Source organism: Nonomuraea sp. NPDC049421, assembly GCF_040677005.1.
Classification (GTDB): domain Bacteria; phylum Actinomycetota; class Actinomycetes; order Streptosporangiales; family Streptosporangiaceae; genus Nonomuraea; species Nonomuraea salmonea.
This window is the reverse complement of sequence record NZ_JBFAQA010000023.1, coordinates 1-20,730: the sequence shown is the minus strand read 5'-3', so window position 1 is coordinate 20,730 and position 20,730 is coordinate 1. Positions and strand designations below refer to the sequence as shown.

Below are 20,730 nucleotides of genomic sequence, written 5' to 3'. Positions count from 1 at the left end.
TCCAACGCCCGATACTCCGGCGTGAGCAAGAGGGGGACGGGATGGGCGACCCGGGCGAGGAGGACGGCGGCGTGCTCGTGGGCGGCGACGCCTACGGCGGCGTCAAGCTCTCACCCGCACGCACCCGCAAGCCGCGCAGGAGCGCCAAGGCCCGCCGCCGCAACGTCATCCTCGCCGGTTTCCTGTCCTCCTGCGTGCTGGTGACGACGGGCGTGGTGTGGGCGACGCCGCGCCAGATCGGCACGGTCGACGCCGGGGTGACCGCGCGTTCGTCGAGCGGCGCCGAGAACATCCTGCTGGTCGGCGTCGACAAGCGCGACGACCTCACCCGCCAGCAGCAGAACCGGCTCAAGCTGGGCCGCGAGTCCGGCCAGCGCACCGACACCATGATGGTCATCCACCTGTCGGAGGACCACAAGAAGGTGACGGTGGTGAGCCTGCCGCGCGACACGTGGCTGACGGTCCCCGGCAAGGGCGACCACAAGATCAACTCTGCGTATCAGTTCGGCGGGCCGAAGCTGGCCAAGCAGACCGTCGAGGCGGCGACCGGGCTCGAGATCAACCGCTACATCGAGGTCAACATCCTGGGCTTCATCGACGTCGTCGACTCGCTCGGCGGGGTCACGGTGTGCACGCCGGTGCCGATCGACGACACCAAGATCGCCCTCAACCTCCCGGCCGGCACCCACCAGCTCAACGGCGTGCAGGCGCTCGGCTACGCCCGCACCCGCGCCACCGCCCGCTCCGACCTCGACCGCATCGACCGCCAGCAGCAGGTCATCTCGGCGCTGCTCAACCGGGCGCTCAGCGCCGACACGCTGGCCAACCCGGGCAAGCTGGCCTCGTTCGTCAACTCGACGCTCAGCACGGTGAAGGTCGATCCAGACGACGGGCTGCTGGGCCTGGCCACGCAGTTGCGCGACGTGTCGCTGGGCGACGTGAAGTTCGCCGAGGTGCCGCTGGCCGATGTCGACTTCAAGACGCCCACCGGCGAGTCGGCGGTGCTGTGGGACAAGGCGGCGGCCCGCGAGATGTTCAGGAAGATCGGCGCGGACGAGGACCCGGCCAAGCCGACCGCGTCCACGTCCCCGAAGCCGTCGGCCAAGCCGACGGCGCTCGCGCCCGGCGACGTCTCGCTCAAGGTCAAGAACGGCACGCTCATCACGGGCCTGGCGGCGCGGACGAAGGAGGCGCTCGTCGCGTACGGGTTCAAGGTGCCCGGCAAGCCCGGCAACACCGACAAGAAGGACTACAAGCAGACCTTCATCAGGTACGGCGCGGGCATGGAGCAATCGGCGAAACTGGTCGCCACCGCCATGCCGGGCGCCGAGCTGCGCACGGCCGACATCGACGGCATCGAGCTGATTCTGGGCAGCGACCAGCCGAAAGTCCAGCAACGGAAGTCAACGGCCAGCCCAAGTGCCAAGCCGAGCGTTACACCAACCACTAAAACGGCAATGGAGAACATATGTAAGAAATAGGTATAACAATCTAGGTGACGGGCAGGTGAGGCCCATGGTGGTCGATTGCTGGCGCGAGGAACCCTGCACGGTTCTGCACGTCGTGGGCGATCTCGACGTGGCCGGAGCGCCCAGGCTCCGCGCGGAGCTGGAGCAGGCGTTGTCCGCCGCTGGCCCGCCCAATCTGGTGGTCGATCTGACGGAGGTGCCCTTCTGCGATTCCGTCGGGCTCGGGGTGCTCGTGGCGGCGTACAACATGATCCAGAACATGAACGGCCGGATGATCCTCGTCGTCGCGCCGGGAATGATCCGCCATCTGCTGACGATCACCCATCTCGACCGCCATTTCGAGACCAGCGATTCGCTCAACGCGGCACGCGCTGCGCTCGGCAGCGCCGCCTGACTCCCTTTTTTCGTGAAATCTGCTGAACGCCTGTGCCCGCGATCGCAGTTCATGGCCGCCTTCGACGAAGGGCGGGCGCGGCTACGTCGACGACCTCCTCGCGTACGGCACCCGTACCCTCGCCGCCGAGGGCCTGCGCCGCATCGTGGCCGCCACCGACGTCGCGAACGCCCCCACTGCCGCCGCGTTGCGCCGTGCTGGATACTCGGAGATCGGCCGGTTGTTCCGCTATTACTGGAGGACATCGTGAGACTCGGGGTCATGTACGACCGGGACCTTCCGCCCGAGCAGCTCGTCCCGTTCGCGCGGGCGCTCGACGAGACGTCCGTGGACGACCTCTGGGTCGTCGAGGACCTCGGCTGGACCGGCGGCGTCTCGGCGGCGGCCACCGCGCTCGCCGTCACCTCCCGGCTGCGCGTCGGCATCGGCATCACGCCCGCGCCGCTGCGCAACCCGGCGCTGCTGGCCATGGAGCTGGGCAACCTCGCGCGGCTGCATCCTGGGCGGCTGGCCGCCGGCATCGGCCACGGGGTGGGCGACTGGATGCGCCAGGTGGGCGCCGCCGTCCCGTCGCCGCTCTCCCTCCTGGAGGAGACGATCACGTCCGTACGCGCCCTGCTGCGCGGCGAGACCGTCACCCTCGCCGGGAAGGAGGTACGCCTTGACGGGGTGTCGCTGGTGCACCCGCCCGTCGTCGTGCCGCCCGTGCTCGCCGGGGTGAAGGGGCCGCGCTCGCTGGCGCTGTCGGGGCGGGTGGCCGACGGGACGATCCTGCCCGAGGGCATCGCGCCCGCCGACCTGCCCCCTTACGTCTCGCGGATCGGTGCTTCCTCCGCGCATGAGGTGGTCGTGTTCGCTTACCTGCGGCTCGGCGCCACCACCGCGGACTCCCAGGCTCTTGTCGAGGGGCAGGCCGGGTTCCTCGGGGTCGAGCCGTCGGAGGTGGCGGCCGCCGAGGGCACGCCCGAACAGGCTGCGGCGCACGTCAAGGAGCTGTGGGCGGCCGGCGCCACCACGGTCGCGGTCAGGCCGCTCGGTCCCGACCCACTGGGGCAGGTGAGGACCCTGCTGTCCGCCCTCTGACCTTCTTTGGCCGAATGGCCGAATGGTCGATGCCTGCGGCGGTTCGTTCGGCCGGACGGCTGATGGCCCCGGCGTGCCGTTCGGCCAGCATCGAGGGCATGAGGCAGATCGCGGCACTTGCGGCAAGTACGACGCTCCTGGCGGCGGCCACCGTCGGTTGCGGGATCGACCTGGACGCCAAGGAGGTCCACACGACCCGGGCGTTCCCCCACCCGGGCACCGCCCTGACCATCAACGTCTCCGTGGGCGGTGTCCGCGTGCTCCGGGGCACCGGCGACACCGTGAAGGTGGACCGGTGGCTGCGCGGCAAGGCGGCCACCAGCGAATCCTCGTGGTCCCTGCGCGACGGCACCCTGCGGCTCAGCGCCGACTGCAACATGGTGTTCGGCGACTGCGGCGCCCGCTACCACGTCAGGGTGCCGCCCGGCGTCCGGCTCTCGGTCGACGCCCCGGACGGCGTCGTCCTCAACGACCTGGCCCAGGACGTGGACGCCGTCAGCCGTGAGCGCATCCAGGTGACCGGCTCGTCCGGCCGCCTTCGGTTACGGGCCGAGGGTTCGGTGCTGGGCGTGAACCTGAAGTCGCCCGACGTCCGCGTCCGCACCTCCGACGGCGCCATCGACCTCACCTTCGCCACCCGGCCCAAGGACCTCGACCTGCGGTCACACGACGGACGGGTGACGGCTCGGGTGCCGTCGGGCGCGTACGCCGTCACGGCCGTCAGCCAGGACGGCAGCCGGCGAACGGAGGTCGAGCAGGACCGCAAGAGCGACGCCACCATCGTGGCCCGCAGCAACACGGGCGACGTCCGCATCCTGAAGAAGTAACCGCCGAACGGGGCCGCGGGGGCCGGGGCCGCAGCGGAGCGGGGGCGCGGGGGCGCGACGCACGGCGCGGGGGCGCGGCGCACGGCGCGGGGGCACGGCGCACGGCGCGGGGGCGCGACGCACGGCGCGGGGGCGCGACGCACGGCGCGGGGGCACGGCGCACGGCGCGGGGGCACGGCGCACGGCGCGGGGGCACGGCGCACGGCGCGGGGGCACGGCGCACGGCGCGGGGGCGCGGGGCGCGACGCACGGCGCGGGGGCGCGGGCGACGCGACATGGCGAGTGCGGGGGGCGGGTTCTCGCCGCCCCCCGCACCCGATTTATCCGGATTTACTGCCAAATAGCGGCGTACACGCCGTTCTCGGCGTTGACCTGCACCGGGTGCAGGCCCTTCGCCTTGAGTGCGGTGGTGCGGGTCTGGTAGTCGGCGGCGGTCATGTCCACGTAATGGGCCCAGGACTTGACGCCGTCCTTGCGCCACACCGCCGTGTACGTCCCGTCAGGCGCCACCGCGACCCTGACCGGCCGGAACCCCTTGGCCTTCTTGGCCTTGAACTCGGCCGCGTGCTGCTGCTTGTTCTTGCCGTAGGAGTAGTACCACTCGCCCCCCGTGTTGGCGCTCCAGACGGCGGCATAGCGCACGTCGCCCGGGGTGCCGTACGCGTCCACGCTGGTCAGCGCCAGCCCCTTGGCCTCCGCCTGCTTGTTGTAGGCGGCGAAGGCGCTGCCCTTGAGGTTCGACTTGGCGAGGAACGCGCCGCGCTTCTTCTCGAAGACGGCCGCGAACACCGCCGAGCCGGCCGGCCCGGTGGCCGAGACGGACACCGGCTGCGCGCCCTGCTTCAGCGCGGCGTCGAACCGCTTCTGGTAGCCGGAGGCCGACATGCCCTGCCAGATGCCGTACTTGTCCGGCGAGCCGCCCTTCTCCCAGACCGCGGCGTACCGTTCCCCGTTCGAGACGTTCACCGTGATCGGCCGGTACCCCTGCTTCATCAGCCTGGTCGCCCGCTCGACGCTCTGCTGCGCGGTCAGGCCGTGATAGGCCTCCCAGGCGACGGCGGCGCTCGCCGGCACCGTCATCGGTACGGTAGCCCCCGCCACCACGGCCGCGACGATCGCGAGCTTTCCGGTGGTCCGCATAGATCCCCCATGAAGATTTCTTGACCGTTTCGTGTCAGGCGGATGACCATAACAGTCATTCCAGACAGACCGCAGCAGGTTCAGCGGACTTGCTCGAACGGGGTCGGCGACTGGCCGGTCCAGCGCCAGAGGCGGGCGGTACCGGTGTTCTTGGAGACGCCGTCCTCGGTGACCTTGCCGGCCTCGGCCGCGTAGAACAGGCCGCGGCCGAGCGAGATCAGGCCGTACTCGCCGTTGAACTGCCAGCCCCTGACCCCGGAGGCCGGGTCCTGAAGGCCGCCCTTGGCCAGCGTGAGCAGCTTGCCGCGCTCCGGCTGCGGCTGGCCGGTGACGTCGCCGGTCCTCGGGCGGGCGCGGCCGTCCACGACGAAGAAGGGGTAGTTGGGGAACTGCGGCTTGGAGCCCTGGTAGACGGCCAGCATCCAGTCGCCGGTGTGCTCGTCGTACTCGAGGTTCTGCACGCCGTACCTGGTGTTGCCGGTGTAGGCGAAGTACTTGCCGGTGACGCGGTCGGGGCCGCTCTTGTGCGGGGCGCTCTCGGTGAGCGGGCGCTCGTACCTCTTCCACTGGCGGATGTCGTACTGAAGCAGGACCTGGTGGTCGTTGTCCTGGCGGCCGGTGTTGGCGTAGACGCCGTACGCGACGGTCAGCCTGCGCGGCCCGCCCTTCTTGCCGAACTCGGGCCCGAACGCCACGCCGTCGATGCCGCTGCACCCGTAGCGGTGGTCGGGCGTGTCGGCCACGTTGCCGTCGAAGACGCCGTCACCGTTCATGTCGGCGGTGTAGTCGTCAACGACCTCCTTGAGGTAGACCGTGCTGACCACGTCGCTGGTCTGGGCGTCCATGTCGGGACGCGTGACGCGGTCCACGTCGAAGATCGCGATGTAGAACGACTCCTGCTCCTTGTACTCGAGCGAGCCGTACACGCGGCCGTCCTCCGCGTTGAAGTCGAGGTCGCCCAGGTGCCCGGTGAAGCCCTTGACGGAGCCGACGAGGTTGCCCTGGAGGTCGGTCTTGACCAGGACGTTCGTGAAGGAGAAGTACATGTACCCCTTCCGCTCGTCGATCGCCATCCCCTGCACGTGACCCTCCGTCCAGGCCCCGCCCGAGATCTCCGCCGGGAAGCGCTGCGGGGGGTGGGCGGCCGCGTAGGCGGGGGTGGACACTGCGGTGACGGCGGCGGCGAGGGTGAGGATCAGGACCTTGCGCATGGTGCGGTACTCGCTTCGGGGCTCGATGATCAATCCGATTTCCGACGGTATACCGCGTTTGTGAAGTTGTCTGACTGCCACCTGAACGGACGGCGAAGCCCTCACGAATTGGGCCCCGGCACGGCTCGGACCGAGCGCTGTCGTCCAGGCGGGAGGCGGCCCGCCATGCTCTGGTCCCGGTCACCGCCCTGATCGGCCTGCGGGACGCCCCGGGCGTTTCATGTCGGCCACCCCACGCCCACCTCACCGGTGCCTACGGCGTGCGGACGAGCTGCGGGCTCTGCGTTCCCGTCGCGCCGCGGCGCCACAGCGGGGGTTCGCTCCGACGCGGGCCTGGCTCCACCGCGACCGCGGTGGTGTAGCGCCCGGGCGGCACCTCGTGCGCGAACGGTCCGCACGTACGCGCCTGGTTTCCCCTCAGCGCACCGAGCTCGCACGTACGGAGGGTCTGCGCCAGCGGCACGCGGGATGCGGCGTCGTGCAACCAGACGTAGGCGACCGCGCCGTCCACCGCGCCGACCGCGCGCAGGTCGAGCGACGCGACCACGTCGCCGCCGGTCAGCGCGACACACGGCTGCATCGAGATCGGCACGCGCGGGGATGTGTGCGGCGAGCGGCACCGCGTCGGGACGTCCGGCACGACTTCGCCCGAGCCCCAGAAGAACGCCGCGCCGGCCACGAGGAACGCCAGTGCCGTACCGGCGACCTTGTACACGACGCGTGGCCGAGGGGAAGCCTCCGCCGTGTCCGGCTCGCTGGGCGCGGGCTCGCCGGTGGGCTGGGCATGCTGCTCGACCTCGTCGTTGATCTCGTGCCAGCGCCGCTCCCAGCCGGCGGTGTCCGTCACGCCGCAGGCGCGTACGTAATCCAGGGTCGCCGACAGGCTGGGCAGCCTGAGCCCCTTCGCGGCCTCCGAGAGCCGGCTCGGGGAGCAGCCGACCCGGGAGCCCATGATCCGGTACGTCGGTTGTCCCGCCGCGACGCGCAACTGGCGTAAGTCGTGCGCGAAGCGTTCGATCAACCCGCCCTCGGGATCGAGTTTCCGTTCTGGCCTGCCCATTCGTCCTGCCTCGTTGATCAAATGGCTGATCGGTGGTGATCAATCAAAGCGTGACAAGGATGAGCCGTGCCGAACAAGTCGGCCGTTTGAGGAGGAACGAGTGAAGACGATGTTCGCGGCGGCGGTCGCGGTCGCCCTGGGTTGTTGCGGCGTCGCGGCGCCGGCGCACGCCACCACGGGGATGGCGGGGGTGGTAGGGGTGGCCTTCCGCGCGTACTCCGGCGCGAGCCCGAGCGCGCACCAGGCCCACTTCGAGAGCCTGCGCAGCCGGGGCTACCGGCCGATCACGGTGAGCGTCTCGGCAGGGCCGAAGTACGCGGCCGTCTGGGTCAAGAGCGGCGGCTCGGCCTGGATCTCCAGGAGCGGGCTGTCGGAAGCGAGCTTCAAGGCGCGGTTCGACGAGTACCTCGCACAGGGCTACCAGCCGATCTCGGTGTCCGCGACGGGTCCTGCGGGCCGCGCGACGTTCGCCGCGCTGTGGGAGAAGCGCTCAGAACGGTTCTTCTCCCGCATGGGGCTCACCGGCGCCCAGTTCGCCGCCCAGAACCGGAAGGCCCACGCGGACGGATACGTACCGGTCTCGATTGATATGTACGGCACACCGTCGGATCCCCGGTACGTCGCGGTCTGGCGGAAGAGCGGGGGCGGCGGCTGGTACTACTCGTACGGAAAGTCGTTCGCCGGCCACAAGAGCTTCTTCAACCAGCGCACCGCCGAGGGCTACCGCCCGACGGCGGTCGCGGTGGGCCCGGGCGGGACCCGGTTCGCCGCGGTCTACCGCAAGGACGGCGTCCGCCCCTGGTACCACTACATCGACACCTCCGCCTCCGCCTACCAGCGCAGATTCGACAGCCTGGCGGCCCGCGGCCTGCGGCCGGTGCAGGTGAACATCGAGGACGGCGTGTACGCCTCGGTCTGGACCCGCTGACGCCGCGAGCGCCCCGGTCGCCGGGGCCCGCACCCTGGCGACCGGCCGCGCACTCTAGCCGACCAGCTCCACCTCGAACCCATCCTCGTTCTCCAGGTAGGCCGCATAGTGCTGCTCACCCCCCGCGTACGGATGCCGCTCGGCGAACATCACCACCCACCCATGCGCCACTGCCCCGGCCACCAACTCATCCACCCGCTCCCGGCTCCCCGCGTGAAAGGCGAGGTGATTGAGCCCCGGCCGCAGCCGCTCATGCCGATCGGCCGTCATGGCCGGCGACTGCTCAAGCACCAGGTACGTCTCCCCCAACCGCCAGCTCCGCCCATCAGGCCAGTCCTGGAAGACCGCGTACCCAAGCGCTTCCAGCAACCACCCCCAGCTCCTGACCGCCCGCTTCAGATCAGGCACCCAGACCTCGATGTGATGCACCATCCCCGCAACCATGCGGGAGACCCTACGCCTGAGCGGCTGGTCGTGCTCGGTGGAACCAGCGGGCCTGACGCGACACGATGTGCGCATGGTGGCCCTCTTATCGATCCTCAGTCTGCCGGTGCTCCTCGCGTTATCGGGGATCCGCTTCGCCGCCCGCTCGGCCCCGGTGCGCCGCCCGTACCAGCTGTATAAGGAACCCCTCCGCAACGGAGCGTTGACCGCAGCGGTAGGCCTGGTGATCCTTTCGGGCGCCGCCTGGATGACCCACCACGACGGACACCACGACGACTTCGGTTCAGCGATGACCGAGCTGGTCGCCATGTTCGCCGGCGCCCTGCTGCTGCGGGGCGCGGCCCCGTTCCTCACCTTGACTCTCGCGACCCTCGACCGCCACAGCCGCCGCTTCCCGCCCGCCCTCCGCCCGGCGACCCGCCAGCTCGGCGGCGACCTCGCCCGTACGTCGGCGGGCATGACGGCGGCCATGACCCTCACCGCCATCGCCACAGCGCTGCTGATCGTCGCCCCTGGGGTGGAGTCCCAGGACAGTGCCCGCTACAGCCCGCAAGCCCGCGCAGGCGCCACGACCATCGACGTCTCAGCGGGCGAGCAGGCGACATCCGTACGAGCGGCCATCGAACAGGAGTTACCCGGCCTACCCCTCCTGCCCGCCGACACCGACGACCTCTTCCTCTCCGTCAGCGAGCTCGAGTTCTCGCCCGACGCCTACGTCGGCGACGAAGCCCTGCTCCACCACCTCACGGGAAACCCCGCCATCACGTACGACGCCACCGCGGCCGTGCTGGTGTCGTCGCAGGTCAAGGGAGAAACGACAGCCCAGGTCGGCAGCACCGGCCCCGCCTCGGACCTCCGTGTCATCGCCGTACCCCCGCCAGAGCCGCGCTGGGAGGTGCTGTTCGTACCCGAGGAATTGGCGCAGCAGCGGGGCGTCACCCCGGCCCCTGACCGCTTCATCATCGACCCCGCCCACCACCGGCTCACACCGGCGGAACAGCAACGCCTCCAAGCCCGCCTGGCCGGCCTGGCGACCGTGCACGTCGAACGCGGCTTCCACCCGACGACCACCTGGACGTACGCCGTCGCCGCCCTCCTCCTGACCGCCGCGACCGCCACGGTATGGGCGTCCCGCGCACCCACCGCTTACCGCATCATCCGCAAGAGCAACGCCAGCTCCCCGCGCCTCCTCACGGCCACCCGCACCCTGACCACATCCCTGTGCGCGACCGCACTGGGCGCCGTGACGGGCGTGGTCATCGGCCTCCTCCTGCTCTGGCCCGCAACCACCTCCTCCGCCTGGGACCCACCCCCAAGAGCCCCCTTCAACACCCCCTGGCCAACCATAACCGCCCTATTGCTGGCCCTCCCCGTCCTCACCGCAACCATCGCCACCCTGACCCCACCCGCCCGGAAATCTCTCCGGCCAGGTCAGCCGGCGTAGGAGAACCAAGATCCGCGTGGGTCACGGCCACCGCACACAGGATCGTGCAGTGGCCGTCTCCCTTCACGTCACGGGCACTTCGCGCGCCGCTTGGGGCTGTAGCCGTTGTGGACGACGTACTTGCTTCCCGAGTAGTAGGCGACCTGGCCCTGGAGGCGGTACGTGAAGGTGGTCCCCCGTTTGCAGCCCTTGTACAGCGTCTTCTTGCCGGCCCCGTACCACGTGGCGCTGGAGATGGTCTGCCAGCCGTACCAGCGCTTGCGCTGAAGCATGATCTTGACGCGCTGGTTGCGGGAGCAGCCGATGGCCCAGCCGGTCGCGGCCACGTGCCCCTTGCGCATCTCGGGACGGTACACCCGCACCTGACGGCAGGCCAGGGCCGCCGAGCCGGTCGCCGCGGCCGTGGTGACGGCAGCGGACGAGGTCTGGGCACCGGTCTGTACGGAGGCCTGCGCGGGGGCGCCCGCAGTCAGAGCCGCGGCGGTCACCGCCGCACCGAGGACCATCGTGTTGAGCGTTCGCATCGCGTTCTCCTTGGTGCTCGTCGTACCGGACACCGCGAAGGTAGCCAGGCCGATGTTGAGAACCCGTTGAGCGCCTGTTGAGAAGAGCTCCTCCAAAAATGGATCATCGCTGATCCCGATAACGGGCTATCCGGGGAAGCCTGCGAGCCAGCTCCCGTTCGTCGTCGAAGTCCCACTGCTCTCCATGGGGAACGCTGCCCAGCGCCGGGATCAGGAGAAAGTCGCCTGAGACGCCCCGAGCAGCCACGGCCTCGCCGAGGCCGTCCGCGTCCTTCCCGGTCACCCGTTCATAAGCGTAGAACCCCACGTAGGCGAGCAACTCGAACTCAGGATGCTCCTCCCACTCCTCATCCAGATTCCGCTGCCGGCGCTTCATGACGGCGACGAACATGGCCACCCGGTCCAGCAGGCGAAGCACTTCAGGCTGCTCGATCAGCCGATCCGGGCACTCGGCGACGGTCTCGAACGTCTCGCGCCCCAGACTGATGAGCCAGCTCACGAAGTACTCGAAGCCGTCCAGAGATCCCCTGCCGAACACGAACCAGTACGCCGCATAGAGATCGATGGTGCAGCCGCGGTTCTGAGTCGTCCTCCACCAGACGTCATAGTCGATGATCTCTTCGACCGGGCGGCGTGAGAGCTCGTCCACCAACCAAGCGACCCGCGCTTCCTGCGTGTCGGTCTCACGTCCGGAACGCTCGATCAGGTCCCAGAACTCGTCGAGATCCATGCCCCGCGATGCTGGCAGCCCTGGACCACCGTGTAAAGATCACGGACCCGGCCCACCCCGCAGGAAGCGCCGGGTTCCCGCATCACTTCAGGAGCTGGCGGGCCATGACCATGCGCTGGATCTGGTTGGTGCCCTCGTAGATCTGGGTGTTCTCCGATGCTCAATCCGGCACCCTGCGGCGATACGGCGATCATGGAGTTGAGCAGGGATTAGGTCTCCGGATGCCTCTCATCACTTCTCGCCGGTTTCGGCGCTCCCACGGAACAGCGACGGAACAGGGCCGGGAAGCTCAGTGACGTCAGCGTTGCCGACAGCACCCGCCATATTTAGTGCCGAGGCCCGACGTAGGAGGGCCTTAGCGGCGATCGCCCCAGGCCGTGAGATAGGCGCCGAAGTCCGCGATCCGGCGACCACCTCCTGACCGCGCCGGCCCTCTGCCGGCGACCTACGCGACGCACTAAACGAGATCCACGGCCACGATGGTGCGCACTACAATGAGCCAACTCGACGCACAGTACGCAGGGCGGCGCACCTGGGCCGCGCACGAGAGCTTGGAGTAGTGGCGTTGGCACTGAAGAAGTCGGACCTATACAGCTCGCTGTGGGCTGGTGCTGACGAGCTCCGCGGCGGCATGGACGCGAGCCAGTACAAAGACTACGTCTTGACGCTGCTCTTCGTGAAGTATGTGTCGGACAAGGCCAAGGCTGACCCGTACGCGAGTATAGAGGTGCCTGAGGGTGGTTCGTTCGACGACCTCGTCGAGCTCAAGGGCAAGCCGGACATTGGCGAGAAGATCAACATCGCCATCCGCAAGCTGGCAGACGCCAACGACCTGCAGGGCATCATCAACAACGCTGACTTCGACGACCCCGACAAGCTTGGTCGTGGTAAGGAGCTCGTTGACCGCCTGACCAAGCTGGTCGGCATCTTCCAGAATCTCGACTTCACGGGCTCGCGGGCCGAGGGCGACGATCTGCTCGGCGACGCCTACGAGTACCTGATGCGGCACTTCGCCACCGAGTCAGGCAAGAGCAAGGGGCAGTTCTATACGCCGGCCGAGGTCTCGCGTGTGATGGCGGCACTCCTACAGATCCCGAAGGACGCGCCACGCTCGACGACCGTTTACGACCCCACGTGCGGGTCCGGTTCGTTGCTGCTCAAGGTTGCTGATGCCGCGCCAAATAACCTGACGATCTACGGCCAGGAGAAGGACAACGCCACTCGGGCGCTGGCCGTTATGAACATGATTCTGCATGGCAACGCGACGGCATTGATCCGCCAGGGCGACACTCTGACCAATCCGCAATTCATTCGGGACGACGAGCTGCGTACCTTCGACTTCCTGGTCGCGAATCCGCCGTTCAGCGTCAAGAGCTGGACGAGCGGGCTGGAGAACGAATACGGGCGCTTCGACGGCTATGGTCGCCCACCCGAGAAGAACGGCGACTACGCCTTCCTGCTGCACATGATCAAGAGCCTAAAGTTCACCGGCCGTGGTGCGGTGATCTTGCCGCACGGTGTGCTCTTCCGCGGAAACGTCGAGGCGACTATCCGCAAGGCCCTGATTAAGAAGGGCTACATCAAGGGGATCATCGGTCTTCCGGCCAACCTGTTTTATGGCACCACCATCCCGGCCTGCATCATCGTGCTCGACAAGCATGATGCTCAGGCTCGCACAGGCATCTTCATGATCGATGCCAGCAAGGGCTTCGCCAAGGACGGCCCGAAGAACCGCCTGCGTCCACGCGACATGCACCTGATCATCGACGCCTTCGTGAACCAGAAGGAGATTGAGCGCTACAGTCGGATGGTGCCGCTGGGCGAGATCGCCAACAGCAAGAACAACTACAATCTCAACATCCCGCGTTATATCGACGGCTCAGAGCCCGAGGACATCCAGGATCTTAGCGCGCACATCAAGGGCGGTGTGCCTAACCGCGACCTCGACGCCCTGCAGCCGTACTGGGATGCCTTCCCGGGCCTGCGCACCGAGCTGTTCAAGCCACTGCGCGAGGGCTACAGTGAGCTGGCCGTCGAGCGCACGGAGATCCAGAGCACGGTCAACGGCTCGCCCGAGTACGAGGCGTTTGCCTCGACCACGACAGACACGGTCAAGCACTGGTGGAGCATCCAGCGCCAGCTGCTCGAGGGCATCACGGCCACCACCCGACCAGCAGACCTGATTTACGAACTCGGCGAAACCCTGCTTGAAGCCTTCCGCAAGCGCCCGCTCATCGACGAGTATGGCGTGTACGAGCAGCTCATGAGCTACTGGAACGACGTTATGCATGACGACGTCGCCCTGATCATGGCCGAGGGCTGGTACGACGCAGCCAAGCCACGCCCGACCATCGAGCACAAGGAGCGCAAGCTCAACGAGACGCCGGACCTCGTCATCGGTAGTGGTCGCAGCGCCAAGAAGTACAAGATGGACCTGGTCCCGCCGACCCTCATCGTGGCGCGCTACTTCGCCAGCGAGCAGGCCGAGGTCGACGAGCTGAACGCCCTCACCGAGCAGGCTAGCCAGGCCGTCGAGGACTTCATCGAAGAAAACTCGGGTGAAGAGAGCTTGCTTGCTGACGCCATGGACGACGACAAAATCAGCAAGAAGCTGGCTGCCGATCGTCTGAAGGTTGCGAAGTACGAGGACCCGAAGAGTGATGAGGTCAAGGCACTCCAGGAGCTCATCAGGCTGTACAACGCCGAGGCCGAAGCCAAGACGGCTGCCAAGGAAGCCCAGGCCAAGCTCGACGAGGCGACGCTCAAGCAGTATGCCGAGCTGAGCACCGACGACATCCAGAGTCTCGTCATCGACGACAAGTGGGGGGCCCGCTTCGTGCGTGGCGCCCAGGCCGAGCTGGACGTTCTGATCCGCAAGCTCGTAGACCGCCTGACGGTGCTCGCCGACCGCTACGCCGAGACCCTCAGCGACCTGGACGCCGAGGTCGAGAACCTCAGTGCCAAGGTCGCCGAGCACTTGGCAGCCATGGGGATCGCAAGATGACTCTCACGAAGTTGCCTGCGGATTGGGAAGTCAAGAGTCTCGGACAACTCGGCCGCGTTGTGCGTGGGGCCTCACCCAGACCTGCAGGAGACCCACGGTACTTCAACGGAACGTTCATACCGTGGCTCACGGTTGCTTCGCTCACGGCGATCCCAGCGAGCCAATTGCGTGTCGAACGAACCGCGAGCGGCCTTACTGAGGAAGGCGCAAAGCGTAGTCGCACGCTTCAGCCGGAAACTGTGGTTATATCGAATAGCGGCGCAACCCTTGGTGTGGCAAAGGTCCTAGGAATCAAGTGCTGTGCGAACGACGGCATCGCTGCAATCGTTGATCAGCACTCTGGCGACAAGTATTTCCTTTGCTACTACCTCAACACTCAGACAACGTACCTGCGTGACGTAGTCGCATCCGGAAATGGGCAGCCGAACCTCAACACGAGCCTCATTCGGGAGATTCAAGTCCCGCTCCCTCCCGAATCCGAACAGCTCGCTATCGCGCGTGTCCTGGCAGACGCGGACTCGCTCCTCGAGTCGTTGGGCGCGTTGATAGTCAAGAAGCGTGCGATCAAGCAGGGCTTGATGCAGGAACTCCTTGCTGGCCGAACACGCCTTTCTGGCTTTTCGGAGCCGTGGCGAGTGGTCAGGCTTGGGCACCACGTCAGCTATGTGAAGAACGTGGCGCTTTCGCGCGCTCAACTTGACTCGTCATCACCGCTGCGCTGCCTCCACTATGGAGATATCCACACTCGTAGCACCCCTGTACTCAACGCCTCAGAGGAGGAGATGCCGCGTGCCCCGAAGGCACTCGCTCGCAATGCTGGGTTCCTTCAGGTCGGCGACCTCGTGTTCGCAGATGCATCAGAGGACCCGGACGGCGTTGGCAAGTCGGTGGAGATCACGGGGGTCCCGATTGACGGAGTCGTTCCGGGGTTGCACACCATCGCCGCACGGTTCGACAAGCGTGTCCTTGCTGACGGCTTCAAGGCGTACTTGCAGAACATTGAAATCTTCCGGCAACAGCTCCTTGCGTTGGCTGCAGGGACCAAGGTTCTCGCAACCACCAGAAGCTACATCTCGAGCGTCGAACTAAACCTTCCTGGTGTTGCCGAACAGAGTGCGATCGCTGCAGTGCTTCAAGATGCCGACGCCGAGATCGAAACCCTTGAACGCCGCCTCAAAGCCATTCGCGCCATCAAGCAGGGCTTGATGCAGGAGCTTCTGACCGGACGAACTCGCCTGATAGCGGAGGGCGCAGCATGAGCGACGTAGGACAACTAGAGCGCGCGACGCAAAACCGCGTCGTCAAGTTCTTCCGAGAGAAGCTCGCCTACGAGTACGCCGGCAACTGGGAGGATCGCGCCAACAATTCGAACATCGAGGAGGCTCTGCTTCGCCAGACCCTGCTTGCTCGTGGCTACGATGAGGAGGTCGTCGGCAAAGCCGTCAACGAGCTACGCAAGGCCGCATCGGTCGGTGGTGCTCGTTCGCTGTACGAGGCGAACCATGAGGTGTATGACCTGCTGCGCTACGGCGTGAAGGTCAAGCGTGGTGTTGGCGAGCAGTTCGAGACTGTCTGGCTCATCGACTGGGGCAATCCTCAGGCCAACCACTTCGTCGTGGCGGAAGAGGTCTCGATAGCAGGCGTGCACAACAAGCGCCCTGATGTCGTGCTCTACGTCAACGGTCTGGCCTTGGGCGTCATTGAGTTCAAGCGCTCAAGGGTGAGTGTCAGTGAGGGCATCCGTCAGGGCATCGGCAATCAGAGCGAGCATTTCATCCGGCCGTTCTTTTCGACCGTTCAGCTCGTGTTCGCGGGCAACGACGTTGAGGGCTTGCGTTACGGCGTGATCGAGACGCCCGAGAAGTACTGGCTGGAGTGGAAGGAACCCGAGGACAGCCCGGTCGGTGCGGGCGTGTCTGGCCGGCTAGACCAGGCGATCGCGCAAATGTGCTCAAAGGACCGCTTCCTTGAGCTTATTCACGACTTCATGGTCTTCGACGCTGGGGTCAAGAAGACTGCGCGTCACAACCAGTTCTTCGGAGTCAAGGCCGCTCAGGCCCGCATCGCCAAGCGCGAGGGTGGCATCATCTGGCACACCCAGGGCTCGGGCAAGAGCCTGACCATGGTCTGGCTGGCCAAGTGGATTCGTGAGCACCAGCAGGACCAGCCCCGTGTCCTGATCATCACCGACCGCACCGAACTCGACGAGCAGATCGAGAAGGTCTTCGGTGGGGTCAACGAACAGATCTACCGCACCACCTCGGGCTTGGATCTGCTCACTCAGATCAACAAGCACGACCCGTGGCTGATCTGTTCGCTCGTCCACAAGTTCCGCGGTGGCGATGACGATAAGGACCTCGACGAGGCTGGCGAGGAATTCATCTCCGAACTGCACGCGCGCCTTCCGGCCAACTTCGCGCCCAAGGGTAATCTGTTCATCTTCGTCGACGAGGCGCACCGTACTCAGTCGGGCAAGATGCACCGAGCCATGAAGGAGCTGCTGCCTGGCGCGATGTTCATTGGTTTCACCGGTACGCCGCTGCTCAAGGCTGACAAGGCGACCAGCATCGAGACCTTCGGCTCGTTCATCCACACCTACAAGTTCGACGAAGCGGTCGACGACGGTGTCGTGGTCGACCTGCGCTACGAGGCCCGCAACATCGACCAGGACCTGACCAGCCCCGAGAAGGTCGACAAGTGGTTCGAGGCCAAGACCAAGGGTCTCACCGATCTCAGCAAGGCCACGCTCAAGAAGAAGTGGGGCACGATGCAGAAGGTCGTATCTGCTGAGCCTCGGGCCAAGCACATCGTCCAGGACATCCTGCTCGATATGGAGACCGAGCCACGCCTCATGAGCGGCCGGGGTAACGCCATGCTCGTCGGCGAGAGCATCTACCAGGCGTGCAGGTTCTACGAGATGTTCGTCAATGCCGGCTTCAAGGACAAGGTTGCCATTGTCACGAGCTACGTGCCGAACCCGGGCGACATCTCCAAGGAGGACTCAGGCGAAGGCGCTACCGAGAAGCTCCGCCAGTACGACATCTACCGTAAAATGTTGGCCGACTTCTTCGGCGTGAGCGAGGACGAGGGCGTCGCCCGGATCGAGGAGTTCGAGAAGGAGGTCAAACGACGCTTCGTCGAAGAGCCGGGCCAGATGCGCTTGCTCATCGTGGTCGACAAGCTGCTGACCGGCTTTGATGCTCCGAGCGCCACCTATCTGTACATCGACAAGAAGATGCGCGACCACAAGCTCTTCCAGGCCATCTGTCGCGTCAACCGCCTCGACGGCGACGACAAGACCTACGGTTACATCATCGACTACCGCGACCTGTTCAACTCGCTTGAGAACGCCATCACTGACTACACCTCAGGCGCCCTCGACGGCTACGAAGAGAGGGACGTCGAAGGTCTTCTCAAGGACCGCGTAGAGCAGGGTCGCAAGGATCTCGACGAGGCACTGGAGCGGATTCGTGCCCTCGTAGAGCCAGTCGCACCACCGAAGGGAACGCTGGAGTACCAGCACTACTTCGTGGCCTCTGTGCCGGGTGACGCTGCCCAGATCAAGGCCAATGAGCCGAAGCGTGTCGAGCTCTACAAGTCCGTTTCGGCTCTGGTCCGTGCCTACAGCGCCATTGCCAACGAGATGGCAGTGGCCGGCTACGCGGCAGCCGAAGCCTTATCGATCAAGGCGGAAGTCGCCCACTACGTGGCGGTTCGCGACGAGGTCAAGTTGGGTGCTCGTGAGAACATCGACATGAAGAAGTTCGAGGCTGGGATGCGTGCCCTTCTCGATACCTACATCCAAGCCGACCCGTCTGAGGTCGTGGCGACCTTTGACAAGGGCTTAGTCGAGCTGATCGTCGAGCGAGGCGAGGGTGCTCTCAACACCCTGCCTCCGAACATTCGGAAGAACCCCGATGCCGCAGCCGAGACCATAGTCAACAATGTCCGCAAGACGATTGTCGATGAGCGGGCGATGAACCCGAAGTACTACGACCGTATGTCAGCACTCCTCGACGCTCTGATCGAACAGCGTCGCAAGGAAGCTACAGACTACAAGGAGTACCTTGCTCGGCTCCTCGATATAGCCAAAAAGGTCGGAACCGGCGACTGGGACACCAAGTATCCGAAATGGGTTAAGGATGGAGCGCAGCGGGCACTGGTCGACTTCAACTTCCTGGACCCGAACCTGGCAGTATTAGTTGATGAGACTGTACGTCACGCGAAGGAGCACGATTGGGTCGGCAACCGTATGAAGGAGCGTGCCCTTGCCCGCGAGCTGCACAAAGTTCTGCCGCCTGACTTCGATCGCTTCGATGAACTGTTCGACCTGCTAAAGGCGCGAAATGAGTACCGCTAACGCCTACCTCACTGTTGCTGGCCTCGCCGTTGATGTCGTCTATAAGGATATCAAGAACCTGCACATCTCGGTCTACCCGCCGGTGGGCCAGGTTCGTGTTGCTGCCCCGCAGAGGCTGGATGAGGACGCGATTCGTCTCGCCATCATCCAGCGACTGCCGTGGATAAAGAAGCAGCGCCAGCAGCTCCAGGACGCCGACCGCCAGACCGATCGCCGCATGGTCTCCGGTGAAACCCACTACGTATGGGGCGAGCGCTACCGCCTCGACTCGTCACGCGTTGGTCGCTCGCACATCGAGCTCAAGGGCAAGACCCTCTGGTTGACCGCCCCGGCCGGCGCCGATGGCGATACCAAGCGCGCGATCCTTGACCGCTGGTACCGACGCGAGCTCAAGGCTGCGCTGCCCAAGCTCATTGCTAAGTGGGAGCCAATCATCGGCGAGCATGTCGCCAATTTCGTCGTCCGCCGTATGAAGACCAAGTGGGGTACGTGCCAAACCGTCACACGGGCAATCTGGATCAACCCCGAACTGGCCAAGAAGAACCCTCGCTGCCTGGAGTACATCGTTGTCCACGAGATGGTCCACTTCCTGGAGCGCACTCACAGCGAGCGCTTCGTTGCGCTGATGGACAAGTTCATGCCCGACTGGCAAGCTCGCCGCGATGAGCTCAACGAGGCGCCATTGGCGGCGGAGGACTGGTCATGAGGCTGATCAGTGCGCATATTCGTGGTTACGGGAGATTCGGCGACACGGGGCATTGAAGGTGATCACTTTATTACGAGTCATGCGGAGAGCCGTGGTCGAGAGCCTGCGCCGCTGCTCAACTGTGTGACGCCGTACGGGACCTGCGTGAGACGGCGTTGCTGTACTTCCCTGCTGTACAGCAGACCACAGCAACCCGCGTATCCGGTGGCAAGCCGACCCGGAGCGCAGGGCCGCCAGGCCCGAGCACCGGAAGCGGCGCGGCAGCCTGCCCCTCACCCGGCCAAACTCGCCGCACGCAGGGGAAGGGACGCCGGGCCGAGTCCGGAACAGAACCGCTTTTCCACATGCCAGTATCTTACTGATTCGATATCCAAACGGAGGAAACTTAAATAATCCAATCAAGGGTTATGGCGCACCAGGAGGAAGACCAAAAGGGCCACCAGCGCCGAGAACCCTACTCCAAAATAGAATCCCTGCTTGAGAAAATCCCAATCAAGTCGACTTGAAGGCCATCTAAGCTTACCGCCTCCAGAGGCGTACGATGCTTTCTCGGCCTCAAGTGCACCTACCGCAAGCTCCACTTTTCGTGCGACCTCTACCAAGGCAAAGGCTTCGTTGGTGGTCGGCGGCTCTGGCTGTCCTTGCATAAGATAGTTTGCGTCTTGAATGCGCTGCGACATCGCCCTGAGCGTGCCCCACTCGATCTTGTCCACCGCCCGCGAGAGAGCGTGAGAATTCTCTTCTAGGTGCGCTACTTTTGATGCGGCCCAATTGAGCGTTTGCGCGTTGTCCTCTAGATGGCGAAGCTTATTTGCCGAATCCGCTAGGAGATGGGTATTGTGTTCGAGATTTCCGAGCATTCCTGCAGCGCGGTATAGCATATGGGCATTGTATTCCAGATCCCCGAGCCTCCTGGCCGCTTCATTAAGGAGCTGAGCTGCGTCAAGAATATATGGCCTCTCGAAGGATTCCAGCAGTAGAGATCTTATCGTTCTGCAGTATCACTACTTACGGACCTTAGATCATCTACAGCGGCCAAGAGATCTTGCCTGGTGTCACTAACCGCTTGGAGCATGAGTTCTTGCAGTCGTTCTTCTGTCAAGGAGCCCAGCCTATTGAGCTCCGACACATAGTTCCCCTCGCGCTCCTCCTTCCAGCCGCGCAGTATTTCAACGGTGTACTCGCTCGCAGTAGGTTCGGTGTCAATCAGCTTATGGTGGCCTTTACAAAGAAGGATCAGATTGCTACACAGGTTGAATTCGTAGAGTCGGTCATGGCTTTGCCGGGGTATCGAGGGTGAGCCCGGTCTGGGTCAGACAGCCGGTGAGCAGGTGAGGCCGGTACTGGATCTTCTTCAGCTTGCGTTTGACGATCCGGACCAGGCCTGGCAGGTCGGTGACGGCGAA

General features: G+C 65.4%; 17 protein-coding genes. 10 read left to right on the top strand and 7 right to left on the bottom strand.

Going from position 1 to position 20,730, the window contains the following annotated elements:
- Positions 1-41: 41 nt before the first annotated feature.
- The 4 genes from AB0K18_RS32840 to AB0K18_RS32825 all read left to right on the top strand — a co-directional run bounded on the left by AB0K18_RS32840 (position 42) and on the right by AB0K18_RS32825 (position 3,773).
- A complete protein-coding gene (locus AB0K18_RS32840; RefSeq protein ID WP_364922155.1) occupies positions 42-1,481 on the top strand; it encodes an LCP family protein in 1,440 nt (479 codons plus the stop codon).
- Positions 1,482-1,515: 34 nt separating this feature from the next.
- Positions 1,516-1,863 (top strand): STAS domain-containing protein, encoded by a 348-nt coding sequence (locus AB0K18_RS32835; protein ID WP_364922152.1) that lies wholly within the window; start codon positions 1,516-1,518, stop codon positions 1,861-1,863.
- A gap of 246 nt (positions 1,864-2,109) precedes the next feature.
- Positions 2,110-2,946, top strand: coding sequence for an LLM class flavin-dependent oxidoreductase (locus AB0K18_RS32830; RefSeq protein WP_364922149.1), 837 nt, complete (start codon positions 2,110-2,112; stop codon positions 2,944-2,946).
- Between the two features lie 98 nt (positions 2,947-3,044).
- Positions 3,045-3,773 (top strand): DUF4097 family beta strand repeat-containing protein, encoded by a 729-nt coding sequence (locus AB0K18_RS32825; RefSeq protein ID WP_364922146.1) that lies wholly within the window; start codon positions 3,045-3,047, stop codon positions 3,771-3,773.
- 330 nt (positions 3,774-4,103) lie between these two features.
- On the opposite strand, the gene AB0K18_RS32820 is transcribed toward AB0K18_RS32825, so the two are convergent.
- The 3 genes from AB0K18_RS32820 to AB0K18_RS32810 all read right to left on the bottom strand — a co-directional run bounded on the left by AB0K18_RS32820 (position 4,104) and on the right by AB0K18_RS32810 (position 7,184).
- Positions 4,104-4,913, bottom strand: a complete 810-nt coding sequence (locus AB0K18_RS32820) for a hypothetical protein (protein ID WP_364922143.1) — start codon at positions 4,911-4,913, stop codon at positions 4,104-4,106.
- An 80-nt stretch (positions 4,914-4,993) separates the two neighbouring features.
- On the bottom strand, positions 4,994-6,124 hold the full coding sequence (locus AB0K18_RS32815; RefSeq protein ID WP_364922140.1) for a hypothetical protein: 1,131 nt from the start codon (positions 6,122-6,124) through the stop codon (positions 4,994-4,996).
- Positions 6,125-6,377: 253 nt separating this feature from the next.
- On the bottom strand, positions 6,378-7,184 hold the full coding sequence (locus AB0K18_RS32810) for a helix-turn-helix transcriptional regulator (RefSeq protein ID WP_364922137.1): 807 nt from the start codon (positions 7,182-7,184) through the stop codon (positions 6,378-6,380).
- Between the two features lie 109 nt (positions 7,185-7,293).
- On the opposite strand from AB0K18_RS32810, the gene AB0K18_RS32805 reads away from it, so the two are divergent.
- Positions 7,294-8,112 (top strand): hypothetical protein, encoded by an 819-nt coding sequence (locus AB0K18_RS32805; protein WP_364922461.1) that lies wholly within the window; start codon positions 7,294-7,296, stop codon positions 8,110-8,112.
- Between the two features lie 54 nt (positions 8,113-8,166).
- Here the strand turns inward: AB0K18_RS32805 and AB0K18_RS32800 are convergent, their stop codons facing one another.
- Entirely contained in the window at positions 8,167-8,544 is a 378-nt protein-coding gene (locus AB0K18_RS32800) for a VOC family protein (RefSeq protein WP_364922134.1), read from the bottom strand.
- 214 nt (positions 8,545-8,758) lie between these two features.
- On the opposite strand from AB0K18_RS32800, the gene AB0K18_RS32795 reads away from it, so the two are divergent.
- Positions 8,759-10,000 (top strand): hypothetical protein, encoded by a 1,242-nt coding sequence (locus tag AB0K18_RS32795; protein WP_364922131.1) that lies wholly within the window; start codon positions 8,759-8,761, stop codon positions 9,998-10,000.
- A gap of 68 nt (positions 10,001-10,068) precedes the next feature.
- Here the strand turns inward: AB0K18_RS32795 and AB0K18_RS32790 are convergent, their stop codons facing one another.
- Positions 10,069-10,524: a hypothetical protein gene (locus AB0K18_RS32790; RefSeq protein WP_364922128.1), complete on the bottom strand. Its 456-nt coding sequence runs from the start codon at positions 10,522-10,524 to the stop codon at positions 10,069-10,071.
- A 103-nt stretch (positions 10,525-10,627) separates the two neighbouring features.
- The gene (locus AB0K18_RS32785) at positions 10,628-11,254 is read right to left on the bottom strand and encodes a DUF4240 domain-containing protein (RefSeq protein WP_364922125.1); all 627 of its coding nucleotides are present in this window, start codon (positions 11,252-11,254) and stop codon (positions 10,628-10,630) included.
- Between the two features lie 565 nt (positions 11,255-11,819).
- On the opposite strand from AB0K18_RS32785, the gene AB0K18_RS32780 reads away from it, so the two are divergent.
- Genes AB0K18_RS32780 through AB0K18_RS32765 form a run of 4 tightly spaced genes read left to right on the top strand, consistent with a single transcriptional unit; the run spans position 11,820 to position 19,324 of the window.
- Positions 11,820-14,258, top strand: coding sequence for a class I SAM-dependent DNA methyltransferase (locus AB0K18_RS32780; protein WP_364922122.1), 2,439 nt, complete (start codon positions 11,820-11,822; stop codon positions 14,256-14,258).
- Positions 14,255-15,517, top strand: coding sequence for a restriction endonuclease subunit S (locus AB0K18_RS32775; RefSeq protein ID WP_364922119.1), 1,263 nt, complete (start codon positions 14,255-14,257; stop codon positions 15,515-15,517). Before AB0K18_RS32780 ends, AB0K18_RS32775 begins: the two co-directional genes overlap by 4 nt.
- A complete protein-coding gene (locus AB0K18_RS32770; protein WP_364922116.1) occupies positions 15,514-18,618 on the top strand; it encodes an HsdR family type I site-specific deoxyribonuclease in 3,105 nt (1,034 codons plus the stop codon). The genes AB0K18_RS32775 and AB0K18_RS32770 overlap by 4 nt, the downstream gene beginning before the upstream one ends.
- Complete coding sequence (locus AB0K18_RS32765) at positions 18,605-19,324, top strand: SprT family zinc-dependent metalloprotease (protein ID WP_364922113.1); 720 nt, start codon at positions 18,605-18,607, stop codon at positions 19,322-19,324. The genes AB0K18_RS32770 and AB0K18_RS32765 overlap by 14 nt, the downstream gene beginning before the upstream one ends.
- 398 nt (positions 19,325-19,722) lie before the next feature.
- Here AB0K18_RS32765 and AB0K18_RS32760 read toward each other — a convergent pair whose 3' ends face one another.
- Positions 19,723-20,205, bottom strand: a complete 483-nt coding sequence (locus AB0K18_RS32760) for a hypothetical protein (RefSeq protein ID WP_364922110.1) — start codon at positions 20,203-20,205, stop codon at positions 19,723-19,725.
- Positions 20,206-20,730 lie beyond the last annotated feature (525 nt).

Excerpts from the sequence above, each read along its gene's own strand:
- AB0K18_RS32775 (WP_364922119.1), top strand. The coding sequence starts at position 14,255 with ATGACTCTCACGAAGTTGCCTGCGGATTGGGAAGTCAAGAGTCTCGGA.
- AB0K18_RS32770 (WP_364922116.1), top strand. The coding sequence starts at position 15,514 with ATGAGCGACGTAGGACAACTAGAGCGCGCGACGCAAAACCGCGTCGTC.
- AB0K18_RS32785 (WP_364922125.1), bottom strand. The coding sequence starts at position 11,254 with ATGGATCTCGACGAGTTCTGGGACCTGATCGAGCGTTCCGGACGTGAG.
- AB0K18_RS32790 (WP_364922128.1), bottom strand. The coding sequence starts at position 10,524 with ATGCGAACGCTCAACACGATGGTCCTCGGTGCGGCGGTGACCGCCGCG.
- AB0K18_RS32765 (WP_364922113.1), top strand. The coding sequence starts at position 18,605 with ATGAGTACCGCTAACGCCTACCTCACTGTTGCTGGCCTCGCCGTTGAT.
- AB0K18_RS32835 (WP_364922152.1), top strand. The coding sequence starts at position 1,516 with ATGGTGGTCGATTGCTGGCGCGAGGAACCCTGCACGGTTCTGCACGTC.
- AB0K18_RS32840 (WP_364922155.1), top strand. The coding sequence starts at position 42 with ATGGGCGACCCGGGCGAGGAGGACGGCGGCGTGCTCGTGGGCGGCGAC.
- AB0K18_RS32805 (WP_364922461.1), top strand. The coding sequence starts at position 7,294 with ATGTTCGCGGCGGCGGTCGCGGTCGCCCTGGGTTGTTGCGGCGTCGCG.
- AB0K18_RS32815 (WP_364922140.1), bottom strand. The coding sequence starts at position 6,124 with ATGCGCAAGGTCCTGATCCTCACCCTCGCCGCCGCCGTCACCGCAGTG.
- AB0K18_RS32820 (WP_364922143.1), bottom strand. The coding sequence starts at position 4,913 with ATGCGGACCACCGGAAAGCTCGCGATCGTCGCGGCCGTGGTGGCGGGG.
- AB0K18_RS32760 (WP_364922110.1), bottom strand. The coding sequence starts at position 20,205 with ATGCTATACCGCGCTGCAGGAATGCTCGGAAATCTCGAACACAATACC.
- AB0K18_RS32800 (WP_364922134.1), bottom strand. The coding sequence starts at position 8,544 with ATGGTGCATCACATCGAGGTCTGGGTGCCTGATCTGAAGCGGGCGGTC.
- AB0K18_RS32810 (WP_364922137.1), bottom strand. The coding sequence starts at position 7,184 with ATGGGCAGGCCAGAACGGAAACTCGATCCCGAGGGCGGGTTGATCGAA.
- AB0K18_RS32825 (WP_364922146.1), top strand. The coding sequence starts at position 3,045 with ATGAGGCAGATCGCGGCACTTGCGGCAAGTACGACGCTCCTGGCGGCG.